Origin of the sequence: uncultured Roseobacter sp., assembly GCF_947501835.1 — a bacterium.
In the GTDB taxonomy this organism is placed as follows: domain Bacteria; phylum Pseudomonadota; class Alphaproteobacteria; order Rhodobacterales; family Rhodobacteraceae; genus Roseobacter.
In genome coordinates this window covers 53,680-68,056 of sequence record NZ_CANMXR010000001.1, presented here as the reverse complement: position 1 = coordinate 68,056, position 14,377 = coordinate 53,680, and the positions used below count along the sequence as shown (strand labels likewise).

Sequence of the window (14,377 nt, the reverse complement as noted above, 5' to 3'; positions counted from 1 at the left end):
CATCGCAGCATCGGAGACCGCGTGACCCCCAGCATTGCAACCGACAGCAAGGCGAACCTTGTCGGCAGCCTGTGGATGGTGCTCGCCATGGCCGCTTTCGCAGTCGAAGACGTGTTTATCAAAGCGGCGTCGCAAACGCTGCCCGTCAGTCAAATCCTGATCCTTTTCGGCCTCGGCGGTGCTATCGTCTTTGCCGGTCTGGCCGTGCTCAACCGGGAAAGCCTTTTCACGCCGGATGTGGTATCGCGCCCGATGCGGCTAAGGGTCTTTTTCGAGATCACCGGACGTCTCTTTTTCGTGCTGGCGATCACCCTGACGCCGCTGTCGTCGGCCACGGTGATCCTGCAAGCCACCCCCTTGGTTGTGGTGGCTGCTGCTGCCCTGGTTTTTGGTGAAAAGGTGGGGCCACGACGCTGGGTCGCGATCTTCATCGGGTTGCTGGGTGTGATCGTGATCGTGCGTCCGGGTTCAGACAGTTTTTCGCTGCTGTCGCTGTTGGCCGTTTTGGGCATGCTTGGGTTTGCCGGGCGCGATCTGGCGAGCCGCGCGGCCCCGGCGTCTTTGAGCGCGTCCATTCTGGGGCTCTATGGGTTTCTATCGGTTGTCGTCGCGGGGCTGCTGTTCTTCTTGTGGGAAGCGGCGCCCTTTGTCCGGCCTGATCCCGTGACGTCCGCGTGCCTCTTGGGCGCGGTGCTAGCGGGCGTTGCCGCCTACACCAGCCTGATGAAAGCCATGCGCACCGGTGAAGTCTCTGCGGTCACGCCCTTCCGGTACACGCGACTACTTTTTGGCATTGGCTTTGGTGTCGTCCTTTTCGGCGAGGACATCGGCTGGTCGGTGCTCTTGGGCTGCGGCCTGATCGTTCTGTCCGGTCTTTTCATTCTTTGGCGCAGCAAACAAACCACCGGTCAGGCATAGCCCGCGGTGGAAACACCCGCTTCTGCTTGACAATGCCCGTGGTTCTGACGCAACTGAATCCCAGTTGGTGCTTCGTGATTTGAAGTGAAAAGGGAATGTGCAGTCGATTGCTTTCGACGAAGCACAGCCGCCCCCGCGACCGTGAACGGAAAGGTCTGCCGATACCACTGGACATAGGTCCGGGAAGGTGGCGCAGACCGAAGGCAGCCAGGCTGCCGGGATCCGTGAGCCGGGAGACCTGCCAGCGACACGTGAGGAAACCGGACGGGGTGTTCCGGTGTCGGGAAAGCCCTGATCCCATCAGGCCCATCTCGTCATCTGACCCACGTCCCATGACATATGGGACAAAACACTATGACGACAGACGCAACAGCCTTGACCGGCCCTGCCACAGAATTGCTGATCTGTGTCAAATGCAGGCGCGGTCAGGAGATCCCGGAGGACGAACGCCGTCCGGGGCAACGCCTTTATGACACTTTGGCGCAAAACGAGATGCCGCCCGGCATTCGCCTGAAACCCGTGGAATGCCTGCAAAACTGTGACCATGGCTGCACGATTGCGCTGCGCGGTGGCGACAGGTGGACGTATATTTACGGAAACATCGATGAAGTGTCGCATCCGGACGTCCTGATCGATGGGGCGGCCCGCTATAACGCCACGCAGGACGGCCTGATCCCGTGGCGCGAGCGCCCCGACCATTTTAAACGCAACTGTATCGCGCGCATCCCGCCGCTGGAGAACGACCATGACTGATCTTGCAAAACTTCCCGTGACCGTCATCACCGGCTTTCTGGGCTCGGGCAAAACCACCCTGATCCGCGAACTGATGCAGAACCCCGGCGGCAAGCGGCTGGCCGTGGTGGTGAATGAGTTTGGCGATGTGGGGGTCGACGGCGACATCCTGAAATCCTGCGCCATCCCCGATTGCCCGGCGGAGAACATCATGGAACTGGCCAACGGCTGCATCTGCTGCACGGTTGCCGATGATTTCATCCCCACCATCGAGGCGCTGATGGCGCTGGAGCCGCGCCCCGATCACATCCTGATCGAAACATCGGGTCTGGCGCTGCCGAAACCGCTCTTGAAGGCCTTTGACTGGCCGGATATCCGCTCGAAAATCACCGTGGATGGCGTGATCGCTCTGGCAGATGCCGAGGCCGTGGCGGCGGGTCGCTTTGCGCCCAATGTGGCGGCGGTGGATGCGCAACGCGCAGCGGATGAGAGCATCGATCACGAAACGCCCCTGTCCGAGGTCTTTGAAGATCAGATTTCCTGCGCTGACATCATCCTGTTGACCAAGCCCGATCTGGCCGGACCGGAAGGGGTTGAGAAGGCAAAAGAAATCATCGCCGCCGAAGCGCCGCGCCCCTTGCCGGTGGTTGAGGTTGCCGAGGGGATCGTGGATCCGCGCATCATTCTCGGCCTCGAAGCGGCGGCGGAGGATGACATGGACGCGCGCCCCAGCCACCACGACGGCCCGCATGATCACGACCACGAGGATTTTGAAAGCATCGTGGTAGATATCCCCGAGCAAACCGACCCGGCGGATCTGGTGCGCGCGGTGGAGGTGCTGGCTAATGAGCACAACATCCTGCGCGTGAAAGGCTATGCCGCTGTGGCAGGCAAACCCATGCGCTTGCTGGTGCAGGCGGTGGGTGCCCGCGTCCGGTATCAGTATGATCGTGCGTGGCAGCCGGATGAAGCGCGGCAGGGGCGTCTGGTGGTGATTGCCGAACATGATGATATCAGAGTGGCAACCATTCAGTCCGTGCTGGGCGCCCGCGCCGTCGAGGCCGCAGAGTAACCCCCCATGCACGTCGTTTTCCGCGAAAGCCATGGGTTGGAGGAGACCGAGACGCCAACGGATCTGGGGCAGAGCCCCGCCGATCTGGTGGTGTTGTCGTTCTCTGACAGTGACCTGGGTGCTTTCGCGGAAGCCTGGCGGCGGGGCGGCGGGCCAGAGGGCAAACTGCCCACATTGCGGCTCGCCAATCTGGTGGCGCTGAAACATCCGCTTTCGGTCGATACCTATGTGGAGCAGACGCTGGCGGGCGCGAAGGGCATCCTGATCCGGCTGATCGGCGGCGTGCCGTACTGGTCTTACGGGCTGCAACAGGTCCGCGCACTGGCCGAGCGCAAAGGCATCGCGCTGGCGGTGCTGCCTGCGGATGGGCGCGTCGACGCAAGGCTCGATGATTTTGCCACGCTGCCGGTCTCGACCCTGCGACGGCTCGGCCACCTCTGTGACACTGGTGGCGTTGTTGCCGCGCAGGCGGCGCTGGCGCAGATGTCACTGGCGGCGGGCCTCTATGCGGGGCCGGTCGCAGGCTCCAAAACGCTGCCGGCTCTTGGCGCCTGGACGCCGGAGCATGGCGTGACCTGTCCTGTTGTGACGCAGGTCGCTGATCCGAAACCGCGCATTCTCATCAGCTTCTACCGCTCTTACCTCGTTTCTGCCGATCTGGCGCCGATCCATGCGCTTTTTGCGGCATTCCGCGCCCGGGGCTATGACGTCATGGGACTCTTTGTGCCCTCGCTGAAAGCGCCGCAAGCCGCCGGGTGGCTGCGCCGTCAGGTGGCGCAGATGAAACCGGCCGCCATCGTCAATGCCACGGCCTTCAGCGGCAAGGGTGACGATGGCGCATCACCGCTGGACGTGGGCGATGTACCGGTATTTCAGGTGGCGCTGGCCACCTCGACCCGCGCGGACTGGTCGGAAGCGGAGCGGGGGTTGTCCCCTGCGGATCTGGCCATGCATGTGGTGCTGCCCGAGGTGGACGGTCGGATCATGGGCGGTGTCGCCTCCTTCAAGGAACCGGGCGTGCGTGACCCTGATCTTGAGTATTCCCGCTTTGCCCATGCGCCGGAGCCCGATCGGATCGAGGCGATTGCCGATCGTGTGCACGGCTGGCTGACACTGGCGGCGACACCCGCAGTCGAACGCCGGGTGGCGCTGGTGCTCTCCACCTATCCCGGCAAAGACTGGAACATGGGCCATGCGGTGGGGTTGGATGCGCCCGCCTCGGCGCAGACCATCCTGCAAGACCTCGCGCTGGCCGGTTACGACGTGCAACCAGCGGGTGCAGAGATCACGGACATGCTCCTGGCCCGTCACGAAACATGGCCTGTGGCGGATTACATGGCGGCTCTGAGCCAAATCCCTACCGCGCTGAAAACCGATCTTTTCAACGCCTGGGGCACGCCGGAGAACGATCCGGATGTCGAGGAGGGCGCGTTCCGCTTTGCCGTGACCCATCGGGGCAAGGTGTTCGTGGCGCTGCAGCCGGAACGCGGCACGCCGGATCAGCGCGACGATGACTACCACGATCTGTCGCGCGTGCCCCGGCATGCCTATGTGGCGTTTTATCTCTGGCTACAGGCACGCGCCGACGCCTTGGTGCACATCGGGGCGCATGGGACGTTGGAATGGCTACCCGGCAAATCGGTTGCGCTTTCAGCCACCTGCTGGCCCGAGGCGCTCACCGGTGCGCTGCCAGTGATCTATCCTTTCATCGTCAATGACCCCGGCGAGGCGGCGCAGGCGAAACGGCGGATCGGCGCGATCACCCTCGGTCATGTCCCGCCACCCCTTCGCGAGAGCGGCACGCCCGAGGGCCTGGTGCGGTTGGAGAGCCTGCTGGACGAGTTCTCCAACGCCGATGGGTTGGACCCGCGCCGCCGCGACCGATTGCAGGATGACATCCGCGCCGAAGCGCAGGCGCTGGGTGTCGAGGATGATCTGGGTCTGGATCGCGCCGGGTGCAGCGCCGAAGCGATCACGCGCATCGACCGGTTTGTCTGTGACATCAAGGAAAGCCAGTTTGGCGAAGGTTTGCACATCTGGGGCAGGGCACCGCGAGCCGACACTGCTTTCGATGTCGGGCCCTCGATCCAAGCCGAGCAACGCGCGTTGCTGGATGCCCTGGACGGGCGGCGCATTGCGGCGGGGCCCTCGGGGTCGCCCTATCGCGGTCGCACGGATGTCCTGCCCACGGGCCGCAACCTCTTTACCACCGATCCCCGCGCCGTGCCGACCCGTGCCGCCTATGCGCAGGGCGTGAAGCTGGCCGATGAGCTGGTGCGCCGCCATCTGCAGGATGCGGGGGACTGGCCGCGCGGTCTGATCGTCGATCTTTGGGGGTCGGCAACCATGCGCACGGCGGGCGAGGATTTCGCCATGGCGCTGCATCTGCTGGGCACAAGGCCCGTCTGGGACGCCGGATCAGAGCGCGTTTCCGGCATCGAGGTGCTGCCGATCACCGAATTGGACCGGCCCCGGATCGATGTCACCCTGCGGGTCTCGGGTCTCTTCCGCGATGTCTTCCCCACGCTCTCGGCGCTCTTTGCCCAGGCCGTGCGCGCCCTGGCCGCGCGGGACGAGGCATCTGACTGGAACCCCTATGTTGCGGCAGGCGATCTGGCGCGCGTCTATGGCCCGGCACCCGACAGTTTTGGCGTCGGCATGACTGATGCCGCGCAGACCTATACCGAAGCGGGCCGCCAGGCTGCGGGCGAGGCTTGGTTGAAAGCCAGTGCCTGGGCACTGGACGGCGACAGCGCCGAGCGGCAGGATCACGGCATCCGCGCCCGGGTCGCGCAGGCGGACACATTTGTGCACTCGCAGGACCTGCCGGAGACGGACCTGTTGCTGGCCGCCGATTACGCGGCGCATGAGGCCGGATTTGCCGCGGCACAGGCCATCACTGGCGGGCAGGCGGCGCTCTATCATCTGGACAACACCGATCCCGACCGGCCCCGCGCCCGCGCGCTGCCCGAAGAGATCGCGCGGGTGGTTCAGGCGCGCGCCGCCAATCCAGCTTGGATCGCTGGCATGCGCGCCCATGGGTTCCGTGGCGCGGCGGAGATTGCGGCGACGCTGGATCACATGGCCGCCTTTGCGCATCTGGCGGGCGCTGTCTCGCCGCATCTCTTCGATCTCTATCATGATGCAACGCTGGGTCACGTGGATACGGATCAGTTCCTGCAGGACGCCAATCCAGAAGCGCGCGAGGCCATGCTGCACCGCTTTGCCGAATTGCATGCTGCCGGGCTTTGGCAAACACGGCGTAATTCGATCCTCGCCGGGCTGGAGGCGGCGCAATGACCGCCGCGCCCGATGTCAAAGGCTGGTGCCCCGGTGCCTACAAACCGATGATGTCGGGGGATGGGCTGATCGTGCGGGTCAGGCCGTTCTTTGCCCGGCTTAACGCCGCTCAGGTCTCGGGTCTGTGCACGCTGGCACAGCGGTATGGCAACGGGTTTCTCGACCTGACCAACCGGGCGAACCTGCAAATTCGGGGGGTTGGCGAAGGTGTGCTCGACGCGCTGCTACAGGACCTGGATGATCTGAACCTGCTTGACGAAACACCTGCGCTGGAAAGCCGCCGCAACATCCTGGTGACGCCGTTCTGGTCCGCTGGGGATGAGACGGAAGCGCTCACGGCCAGCTTGTTGAGCTCTCTGGCGCAACTCCCTGATCTGCCTGCAAAGTTTGGATTTTCGGTTGATACCGTTGCCGCGCCATTACTGACAACAGCCTCTGCGGATATCCGGATCGAACGGAGCGCGGGGGGCATCATCGTGCGGGCGGATGGCGCGGATTTGGGCCGCTTGGTGCCTATGGACGCTGTGGTAACGGCTGTTCATGACTTTGCGACTTGGTTTGCCACGCACAAACGGCCCGAGGACCGGCGCATGGCCAGCGTCCTGGCACATACGCACCCGCCTGAGGCATGGCGGCAAACCCCACCGCTTGCCGCCGCATCTCTGCCGATGCCCGGCGCGCATCAACTGGGTGCGCTTTTCGGTGCTGCTTTCGGGCAGATCGATGCTGCTGCGCTTTCTGAACTCATGCGGGAGACGGGTGCGATTGCCTTGCGCGTCACACCCCGGCGGCTCTTTCTGCTCGAAGGGGCGGATATGGTGCACCACGATGCGTTTGTGACCACGCCCGACGATCCGCTGCTACAGGTGGATGCCTGCCCGGGCGCGCCCTTCTGCGCCAGCGCCACCGTCGACACCCGCGCCATTGCGCGGGCGCTGGCAGGGGCGCAAACCGGCAGCCTGCATGTCTCGGGGTGCGCCAAGGGATGCGCGCGAAAGGGCGCCGCCGACACCACAATTGTTGGCCAGGACGGGCGTTTTGACCTTGTTCGGCGCGGCCCTGCATGGGATGCCCCGGAAAAATCAGGGCTATTGCCCCAGGACTTATTGACGGAATTGACTGGCTCCTCATGACTTATGCTTACGAAACGGACGGCGCTGCGATTTACAAACAATCCTTCGCAACAATACGCGCGGAGGCAAATCTGGCGCGGTTTGCCGAGGATGAAGAGCAAATCGCGGTACGGATGATCCATGCCGCCGGGCTGGTCGGGCTGGAAGAGCACATTCGGTTTTCGCCGGGGTTTGCCCGGACGGCACGGGCGGCACTGGAAGCCGGAGCGCCGATCCTATGCGACGCGCGGATGGTCAGCGAAGGGGTGACGCGCCCGCGTCTGCCCGTGCAGAACGCTGTGATCTGCACCCTGCAGAACGATGGCGTGCGCGCCCTGGCGGCGGAGATGCAGAATACCCGATCGGCGGCGGCGCTAGAGCTCTGGCGCCCGCATCTGGCAGGCGCGCTGGTGGCCATCGGCAATGCGCCCACGGCGCTTTTTCATCTGCTGAACATGCTGGAAGACCCCGATTGCCCGCGCCCCGCAGCGATCATTGGCTGCCCCGTTGGTTTTGTCGGCGCGGTGGAAAGCAAGGACGCGCTCTGGGCGGATCAACCGGTGCCCTGCTGCATCGTGCAGGGACGCCTCGGCGGCAGCGCCATCACAGTCGCCGCGGTCAACGCCATCGCGAGCCGTGCGGAATGAGCGCCGGGACGCTTCATGGTGTCGGGCTCGGCCCCGGTGATCCGGATCTGATGAGCGTGCGCGCCGACCGGCTGCTGCGGAGCGCCCGCCACGTCGCCTTCTTTCGCAAGGCCGGCAGGTCGGGGCAGGCCCGGCGGATTGTGGAAGGCATGCTGCACAAGGATGTCATCGAATTTCCGATGGAATACCCCGTTACCACCGAAATCCCAGTGACCGATCCGAGCTACAACGCGACCCTCTCCGATTTCTATGCAAGCTGTACCGAGCATCTGCGCGCATTGGTCGACAGTGGTGAAGATGTCGTAGTGCTCTGCGAGGGGGATCCGTTCTTTTTTGGCTCTTTCATGCATCTCTATACCCGTCTGAGGGATGTCGTGCCGGTGCAGGTCGTGCCTGCGATCACCGGCATGTCGGGGGCCTGGACCGCGACGGGTCAGCCTATCACCTGGGGCGATGATATCCTCACGGTGCTGATGGGCACCCTGCCGCTGGAGATGCTGGCGGACCGCATGGTGCAAAGCGATGCGATTGTGGTGATGAAGATCGGCAGACATATCGAAAAGGTCAAATCCGCGCTGCAACAGGCGGGCAAATTCGAGGATGCCTGGATCATCGAATATGCCAGTATGCCGAACCAGACGGTGCAGAAACTCTCGCAAGCAGGTGAGAAGATCACCCCCTATTTCTCGATCATCGTTGTGCATGGGCAAGGGCGCAGACCGTGAGCGGCTGGCTGGTCATTGCGGGGCTGGGGCCGGGGGATGAAAATCTGGTCACGCCGGAAGTGCGCGCCGCGCTGGATCAGGCCACGGATGTGGTGGGCTACATTCCTTATGTGGCCCGCGTGGCTGCGCGCGAAGGGTTGACCCTGCATGCCAGCGACAACCGCGTGGAACTCGACCGCGCGCGCCATGCGTTGGCGATGGCAGCGGCGGGGCGGCGCGTTGTGGTGGTCTCCTCAGGCGATCCCGGCGTTTTTGGCATGGCAGCGGCGGTGTTTGAGGCGGTTGAAGCGGGGCCGCAGCACTGGCGGGCGCTGGACATTCGCGTGGCCCCCGGCATCACCGCAATGCTGGCGGCGGCGGCCCATGTGGGCGCGCCCCTGGGCCATGATTTCTGTGCCATCAACCTCAGCGACAACCTCAAACCCTGGGCCTTGATCGAAAAGCGCTTGCGGCTTGCGGCGGAAGCCGATTTTGCCATGGCCTTCTACAATCCGCGGTCCAAATCGCGCCCCGAAGGTTTTGTCAAAACGCTTGAAATCCTCAAAGAGGTCTGTCGCGATGCGCGCCCGGTGATTTTTGCACGTGCGGTTTCCACGCCAGAGGAAAAGATCACGGTCGTGCCCCTGACCGATGCCCGGCCTGAGATGGCAGATATGCGCACCATGGTGATTGTGGGTGCGTCAAATACGCGGATCATTGCGCGGGACGGCCCTCCGATTGTCTACACGCCCAGATCGGTTGAGGCATGATGCACCCAGTCCAGCACCGCCTGAACAGAATGCAACTCGCGGCGCTCCGGCACTTGCGGGCGGTCAATCATGATGACGGGCAGCCTGAGCGCGCGCGCGGCGAGGATTTTCGCATAAGCACCTGTGCCACCGGCGTTTTTGGAGACCACAAGCGAGATGTCAAAGCTGCGCATCAGATCCAGATCCCCCTGTGTGTCGAAGGGGCCGCGATCCACCACGATGTGATGATCGGGAAAGGGCGGCGGCGTTTCGGGCGGATCCACAAGCCGCAGCAAATAGAAGTGTTGCGGGTGCGGGGCAAATGCGGGCAGGTTCATGCGCCCGATGGCCAATATGACCCGCGTGGCGGGCCGGTCCAGGGCGGCAACGGCAGCGTCAATACTCTGCACCGACGTCCATTGGTCACCCTCCTGCGCCATCCAGGGCGCGCGCGTCAGGGCGACCAGCGGCACCCCAGCCTCGGCACAGGCGGCAATGGCATTCCGGCTCATCTGCGCGGCAAAGGGGTGTGTGGCATCCACAACATGGGTGATTTTCTCCGCGCGCAGATAGGACACCAACCCGGCAACACCGCCGAACCCGCCGACACGTTGCGGCAGGGGTTGTCTGACCGGGCGCTTGACCCGACCGGCAAAGGAGATTGTGCCCACCAGGCCAACCTCTGCCAGCGCACGACACAGCGCCGTCGCTTCGGTTGTGCCGCCAAGGACAAGCAGGTTTGGCACCATGTCTGAGGCTCCGTGGTTGACCATCATCGGGTTGGGCGAAGATGGCCTCAAAGGCCTGACCGCTGCAAGCCAATCCGCGCTGGATAGCGCAGAAATCGTGATGGGACCGACGCGGCATCTGGCGCTTTTGGGTGATCTGCCCTGCGAAACCATCGAATGGCCGGTGCCTTTTGCGGAAGGCGTGCAGCAATTGTTGTCGCTGCGCGGGCGGCGCGTGGTTGTTCTGGCCTCAGGCGATCCCTTCTGGTTCGGGGCGGGTGCGGTACTGGCGCGGCATCTGGACCCGTATGAATGGCAAAGCCTGCCCACATCTTCAGTGTTTTCGCTGGTGGCCAATCGTCTGGGCTGGGCGCTTGAGACGACGCTCTGCCTGGGCCTGCACGCGGCTCCTTTGACACGGGTGCGGCCACATCTGTCCACGGGCCTGCGCTTGATCGTGCTCTTGCGTGACGGTGCGGCGGTCCGCGACCTCGCTGATTATCTTGGGCAGGCGGGTTTCGGCGAAACCTCGATGACAGTCTTTGAGGCTTTGGGTGGACCGCGCGAACGGGTGACCGATATGCACGCCAAAGCGCTGCCTGATACCACGTTTCAGCACCCCGTCTGCGTGGCCTGCGACATCCTCGGGGTGGGGGCCGCGATGCCTTTGGCCAGCGGGCGCCCGGACACATGGTTCGACAACGACGGTCAGATCACCAAACAACCGATCCGCGCCCTGACCTTGTCCGCCTTGGCGCCACATCCCTTCGAACACCTGTGGGATATCGGCGGCGGGTCGGGCTCCATCGGCATCGAATGGTTGCTCTGCCACCCGACCTTGCAGGCCACAACGATTGAACCGCGCCCGGACCGCGCGGCGCGCATCACCGCCAATGCGGCCAGCCTTGGGGTGGACCGATTGCGGGTTGTGACTGGCGCGGCACCCGAGGCGCTGGCCGGGCTGGACGCGCCGCGGGCGGTCTTCATCGGCGGCGGGCTGTCTGAAAACCTGCTACACTGGCTGGTGGAAAACCTTGCCGCGGGCACCCGGCTGGTCGCCAACGCCGTGACGCTGGAGACCGAAGCACTGCTTTTGCAAGCGCAGGAACACCACGGCGGGGAGCTAATGCGTCTGGAGCTGTCCCGGTCCGAACCCCTGGGTCCGCGCCGGGGATGGAAGGCGAGCTACCCGATTGTGCAATGGAGCGTGACCCTATGATTGTTGCAGGTTTCGGATTTCGAAAAGATGCGTCCCAGGGCAGCCTGCAGGATGCCTATGACAGCGCCTGTGCTTCGGCACGACCGGAACTGCTGGCAGCCCCGGACGACAAGGCGACGGCCAAGGCGTTCCGCCTTTTCGCAGAGGCGGCCGACCTGCCCATCAAGGCGGTGCCCGCCGACATGCTGGAACAGCAAAACACCGTCACGCAGTCGTTGAAATCCCTGACAGAGAGGGGCATCGGCTCCGTCGCCGAGGCCTCCGCGCTCGCCGCCGCAGGCCCCGGCGCCAAGCTGTTGACGACACGACATATTTCCGCGGACAGGCTGGCAACCTGTGCCCTGGCCATCAGAGAGACATCATGACCGTTCATTTTATTGGCGCCGGTCCCGGCGCGCCCGACCTTCTGACCCTGCGCGGGCGCGATCTGATCGCATCCTGCCCGGTGTGCCTTTACGCGGGCTCGCTGGTGCCGGAGGCGGTGCTGGCGCATTGTCCGCCCGGCGCGGAGATTGTGAATACGGCTTCAATGAGCCTGGAGGAGATCATCGCGGCGATCCAGGCGGCCCATGACCAAGGCAAGGACATCGCGCGGCTGCATTCCGGCGATCTGTCGGTCTGGTCGGCGATGGGCGAGCAGATGCGCAGGCTGCGCGCGGCGGGCATCCCGGTGTCTGTGACGCCCGGTGTGCCGTCCTTTGCCGCCGCCGCCGCCGCATTGGGCACGGAACTGACGCTGCCGGGGCTGGCGCAATCGGTGGTGCTGACCCGCACACCCGGGCGCGCCTCTTCCATGCCTGAGGGTGAGACCTTGCAGAATTTTGCAGCCACCGGCGCGACACTGGCGATCCATCTGTCCATTCAGAACCTTAACGGCGTTGTGCAGGCGTTGATGCCTGCCTATGGCGGTGACTGCCCCGTTGCCGTGGTCTACCGGGCGAGCTGGCCGGATGAACGCATCATCCGCGGCACCCTGACGGATATCGCGACCCGGGTGGATGACGGCATCGCGCGTACCGCGTTGATCTTGGTGGGACCTGCGCTTGCGGGCGAAGGGTTCGATGAGAGCTGCCTCTATGCGGCGGATTATGACCGACGCTACCGACCACAAAGCGCCGAAAGTCCCTGGGCAAGTTGGAGTCATGGCGATGACTGAGATGCCCGGGATCATGATTTCAGCGCCGTCCTCCGGCACCGGCAAGACAACGGTGATGTTGGGGCTGCTGCGGGCGCTGGCAGAGGACGGATTGCAGGTGCAGCCGTTCAAATCCGGGCCCGATTACATCGACCCGGCGTTTCATCACGCCGCCAGTGGTCGGGCGTCGTTCAACCTCGACAGCTGGGCGATGGGGCCGGATCTGCTGGCGGCGATCTCTCGTCAGGCGCTTGGCGCGGACATCTGCGTCGCCGAAGGCTCCATGGGCCTCTATGACGGGGTCGCCACCCGCGGACAAAGCGGGTTCGGCAGCAGTGCTGAGACCGCGCAGCGCATGGGCTGGCCCGTGGTGCTGATCGTCGACGTCAGCGGGCAGGCGCAATCGGCGGCGGCCACGGCGCTGGGGTTTCAGGCTTACAACCCGCAGGTGCCTTTTGCTGGCGTGATCCTGAACCGTTGTGCATCGCCCCGTCACGAGCGGCTCGCGCGGCTGGGCATGGAAAACGCGGGCGTCAATGTGCTGGGCGTGCTGCCGAGGCGCGGCGATCTGACCCTGCCGGAACGGCACCTCGGGCTCATTCAGGCGGTGGAGCACCCGGATCTGGAGGTCGCTATCGCCGGATACGCGACATTCCTGCGCGAGCATGTCGACATCAGCGCCATTCGGGATGCAGCGAAAGGGCAACTGCCAGAGCACGCCGGCGCACAGTTGCCGGTGCCGCCCGCGCAACGGATCGCCCTGGCGCGGGATGCGGCCTTTTCCTTCACCTATCCGCATGTGCTGGAAGGCTGGCGCCGGGCGGGCGCCGAAATCCTGCCGTTCTCGCCTCTGGCCAATGAGGCTCCTGACGCAACGGCCGATCTGATCTGGCTGCCCGGCGGCTACCCGGAACTGCACGGTGGAACATTAGCTGCGGCGGATAACTTCCTGTCTGGCATCAGAAAACATGCAAAAACGCGCCCCGTGCATGGGGAATGCGGTGGCTATATGGCCTTGGGCGATACGCTGATCGACAAGGAAGGCACGCACCACAGGATGGCGGGCCTGCTGGGTCTGGTGACCAGCTATGAAAAACGCAAATTCCACCTGGGCTACCGCCGCGCGGTGTTGGACGCGCCCTTGCCGGGATATACGCCCGGTGCCGCGCTCAGAGGCCACGAGTTCCACTATTCAACCATACTCGAACAACCGGACGCACCGCTGGCGCAGGTGGCGGATGCGGATGGCAACCCGGTGCCTGAGACCGGATCGTACCGGGGCAATGTCTCCGGCACCTTTTTTCACCTCATCACGGCGGAGGAGGGTGCGTGACCGGTTTCGTCAGCTTCGTGGGCTCCGGCCCCGGTGATCCCGAACTACTGACCCTCAAGGCGGTCGACCGGCTGAAGCGTGCGGATGCGGTGCTTTTTGACGATCTCTCCTCGGGGCCGATCCTGAGCCATGCGCGATCGGGTGCCGATCTGGTGGGCGTGGGCAAACGCGCGGGCAGGCCATCGCCCAAGCAACATCACGTCAGCCGGTTGCTGGTGGAATATGCACAGATGGATCAACGCGTGGTGCGGCTGAAATCCGGGGACAGCGGCCTTTTTGGCCGTCTCGAAGAGGAGCTGGTGGCCCTGCGGGAGGCAGGTATCCCCTATGAGATCATCCCGGGCATTCCCTCCGCCTGTGCGGCCGCGGCGGCGGCGGGCATTCCGCTGACCCGGCGGCTGACGGCCCGCCGCGTGCAGTTTGTCACCGGCCATGATGTGTCGGGGCAATTGCCTGAAGATCTGGACCTTGACGCACTGGCAGATCCGTCCGCCTCCACGGTGGTTTTCATGGGCAAGCGGACCTTCCCACGGCTGCTTGAGGCGCTGACCCGGAAAGGGCTGCCAAAAGATACACCGGCGATTCTCGCGGAAAGCGTCAGCGGTCCGGATCAGCAGATCACCCGATCCACCGTGTCGGAACTGGCGGAACAACTGGCGCAGGATGTCGGAGAAAAACCGGCTTTGATCCTCTATGGGCCGTTTGCTGAGAGTTGAAAGTCGCTTTTT

At 64.3% G+C, this 14,377-nt stretch carries 14 protein-coding genes and 1 riboswitch; of the genes, 13 read left to right on the top strand and 1 reads right to left on the bottom strand.

The window, feature by feature from the left end; translation table 11 throughout:
• The first annotated feature begins 21 nt into the window (after positions 1–21).
• The 8 genes from Q1A20_RS00315 to cobJ all read left to right on the top strand — a co-directional run bounded on the left by Q1A20_RS00315 (position 22) and on the right by cobJ (position 9,255).
• Positions 22–918, top strand: a complete 897-nt coding sequence (locus Q1A20_RS00315; RefSeq protein ID WP_299915528.1) for a DMT family transporter — start codon at positions 22–24, stop codon at positions 916–918.
• Positions 919–966: 48 nt separating this feature from the next.
• Positions 967–1,179: riboswitch (cobalamin riboswitch) on the top strand.
• A 93-nt stretch (positions 1,180–1,272) separates the two neighbouring features.
• Entirely contained in the window at positions 1,273–1,671 is a 399-nt protein-coding gene (locus Q1A20_RS00310) for a DUF1636 domain-containing protein (RefSeq protein ID WP_299915527.1), read from the top strand.
• On the top strand, positions 1,664–2,722 hold the full coding sequence (gene cobW, locus Q1A20_RS00305; RefSeq protein ID WP_299404964.1) for a cobalamin biosynthesis protein CobW: 1,059 nt from the start codon (positions 1,664–1,666) through the stop codon (positions 2,720–2,722). Before Q1A20_RS00310 ends, cobW begins: the two co-directional genes overlap by 8 nt.
• 6 nt (positions 2,723–2,728) lie before the next feature.
• On the top strand, positions 2,729–6,022 hold the full coding sequence (cobN, locus tag Q1A20_RS00300; RefSeq protein WP_299915526.1) for a cobaltochelatase subunit CobN: 3,294 nt from the start codon (positions 2,729–2,731) through the stop codon (positions 6,020–6,022).
• Entirely contained in the window at positions 6,019–7,155 is a 1,137-nt protein-coding gene (locus Q1A20_RS00295) for a cobalamin biosynthesis protein CobG (protein WP_299404969.1), read from the top strand. The genes cobN and Q1A20_RS00295 overlap by 4 nt, the downstream gene beginning before the upstream one ends.
• Complete coding sequence (locus tag Q1A20_RS00290; protein ID WP_299915525.1) at positions 7,152–7,781, top strand: precorrin-8X methylmutase; 630 nt, start codon at positions 7,152–7,154, stop codon at positions 7,779–7,781. Before Q1A20_RS00295 ends, Q1A20_RS00290 begins: the two co-directional genes overlap by 4 nt.
• Positions 7,778–8,506, top strand: coding sequence for a precorrin-2 C(20)-methyltransferase (gene cobI, locus Q1A20_RS00285; protein WP_299404974.1), 729 nt, complete (start codon positions 7,778–7,780; stop codon positions 8,504–8,506). The genes Q1A20_RS00290 and cobI overlap by 4 nt, the downstream gene beginning before the upstream one ends.
• The gene (gene cobJ, locus Q1A20_RS00280) at positions 8,503–9,255 is read left to right on the top strand and encodes a precorrin-3B C(17)-methyltransferase (protein ID WP_299915524.1); all 753 of its coding nucleotides are present in this window, start codon (positions 8,503–8,505) and stop codon (positions 9,253–9,255) included. The genes cobI and cobJ overlap by 4 nt, the downstream gene beginning before the upstream one ends.
• On the opposite strand, the gene Q1A20_RS00275 is transcribed toward cobJ, so the two are convergent.
• Complete coding sequence (locus Q1A20_RS00275; RefSeq protein WP_299915523.1) at positions 9,228–9,983, bottom strand: cobalt-precorrin-6A reductase; 756 nt, start codon at positions 9,981–9,983, stop codon at positions 9,228–9,230. The two genes, cobJ and Q1A20_RS00275, sit on opposite strands and share 28 nt — an antisense overlap.
• Here Q1A20_RS00275 and cbiE point away from each other — a divergent pair.
• Genes cbiE through cobA form a run of 5 tightly spaced genes read left to right on the top strand, consistent with a single transcriptional unit; the run spans position 9,982 to position 14,365 of the window.
• Positions 9,982–11,181 (top strand): precorrin-6y C5,15-methyltransferase (decarboxylating) subunit CbiE, encoded by a 1,200-nt coding sequence (gene cbiE, locus Q1A20_RS00270; protein WP_299915521.1) that lies wholly within the window; start codon positions 9,982–9,984, stop codon positions 11,179–11,181. The genes Q1A20_RS00275 and cbiE overlap by 2 nt on opposite strands.
• Positions 11,178–11,546, top strand: coding sequence for a cobalamin biosynthesis protein (locus Q1A20_RS00265; protein WP_299915520.1), 369 nt, complete (start codon positions 11,178–11,180; stop codon positions 11,544–11,546). The genes cbiE and Q1A20_RS00265 overlap by 4 nt, the downstream gene beginning before the upstream one ends.
• The gene (cobM, locus tag Q1A20_RS00260) at positions 11,543–12,337 is read left to right on the top strand and encodes a precorrin-4 C(11)-methyltransferase (protein WP_299915519.1); all 795 of its coding nucleotides are present in this window, start codon (positions 11,543–11,545) and stop codon (positions 12,335–12,337) included. Before Q1A20_RS00265 ends, cobM begins: the two co-directional genes overlap by 4 nt.
• On the top strand, positions 12,330–13,649 hold the full coding sequence (locus Q1A20_RS00255; protein WP_299404989.1) for a cobyrinate a,c-diamide synthase: 1,320 nt from the start codon (positions 12,330–12,332) through the stop codon (positions 13,647–13,649). Before cobM ends, Q1A20_RS00255 begins: the two co-directional genes overlap by 8 nt.
• Positions 13,646–14,365 carry a uroporphyrinogen-III C-methyltransferase gene (gene cobA, locus Q1A20_RS00250; protein ID WP_299404992.1) on the top strand — a complete coding sequence of 240 codons (720 nt, stop codon included), beginning with the start codon at positions 13,646–13,648 and terminating at the stop codon, positions 14,363–14,365. The genes Q1A20_RS00255 and cobA overlap by 4 nt, the downstream gene beginning before the upstream one ends.
• The last annotated feature ends 12 nt before the right edge of the window (positions 14,366–14,377 follow it).

Excerpts from the sequence above, each read along its gene's own strand:
- Q1A20_RS00265 (WP_299915520.1), top strand. The coding sequence starts at position 11,178 with ATGATTGTTGCAGGTTTCGGATTTCGAAAAGATGCGTCCCAGGGCAGC.
- cobW (WP_299404964.1), top strand. The coding sequence starts at position 1,664 with ATGACTGATCTTGCAAAACTTCCCGTGACCGTCATCACCGGCTTTCTG.
- cobN (WP_299915526.1), top strand. The coding sequence starts at position 2,729 with ATGCACGTCGTTTTCCGCGAAAGCCATGGGTTGGAGGAGACCGAGACG.
- Q1A20_RS00310 (WP_299915527.1), top strand. The coding sequence starts at position 1,273 with ATGACGACAGACGCAACAGCCTTGACCGGCCCTGCCACAGAATTGCTG.
- cbiE (WP_299915521.1), top strand. The coding sequence starts at position 9,982 with ATGTCTGAGGCTCCGTGGTTGACCATCATCGGGTTGGGCGAAGATGGC.
- Q1A20_RS00295 (WP_299404969.1), top strand. The coding sequence starts at position 6,019 with ATGACCGCCGCGCCCGATGTCAAAGGCTGGTGCCCCGGTGCCTACAAA.
- cobI (WP_299404974.1), top strand. The coding sequence starts at position 7,778 with ATGAGCGCCGGGACGCTTCATGGTGTCGGGCTCGGCCCCGGTGATCCG.
- Q1A20_RS00255 (WP_299404989.1), top strand. The coding sequence starts at position 12,330 with ATGACTGAGATGCCCGGGATCATGATTTCAGCGCCGTCCTCCGGCACC.
- cobM (WP_299915519.1), top strand. The coding sequence starts at position 11,543 with ATGACCGTTCATTTTATTGGCGCCGGTCCCGGCGCGCCCGACCTTCTG.
- Q1A20_RS00290 (WP_299915525.1), top strand. The coding sequence starts at position 7,152 with ATGACTTATGCTTACGAAACGGACGGCGCTGCGATTTACAAACAATCC.
- Q1A20_RS00275 (WP_299915523.1), bottom strand. The coding sequence starts at position 9,983 with ATGGTGCCAAACCTGCTTGTCCTTGGCGGCACAACCGAAGCGACGGCG.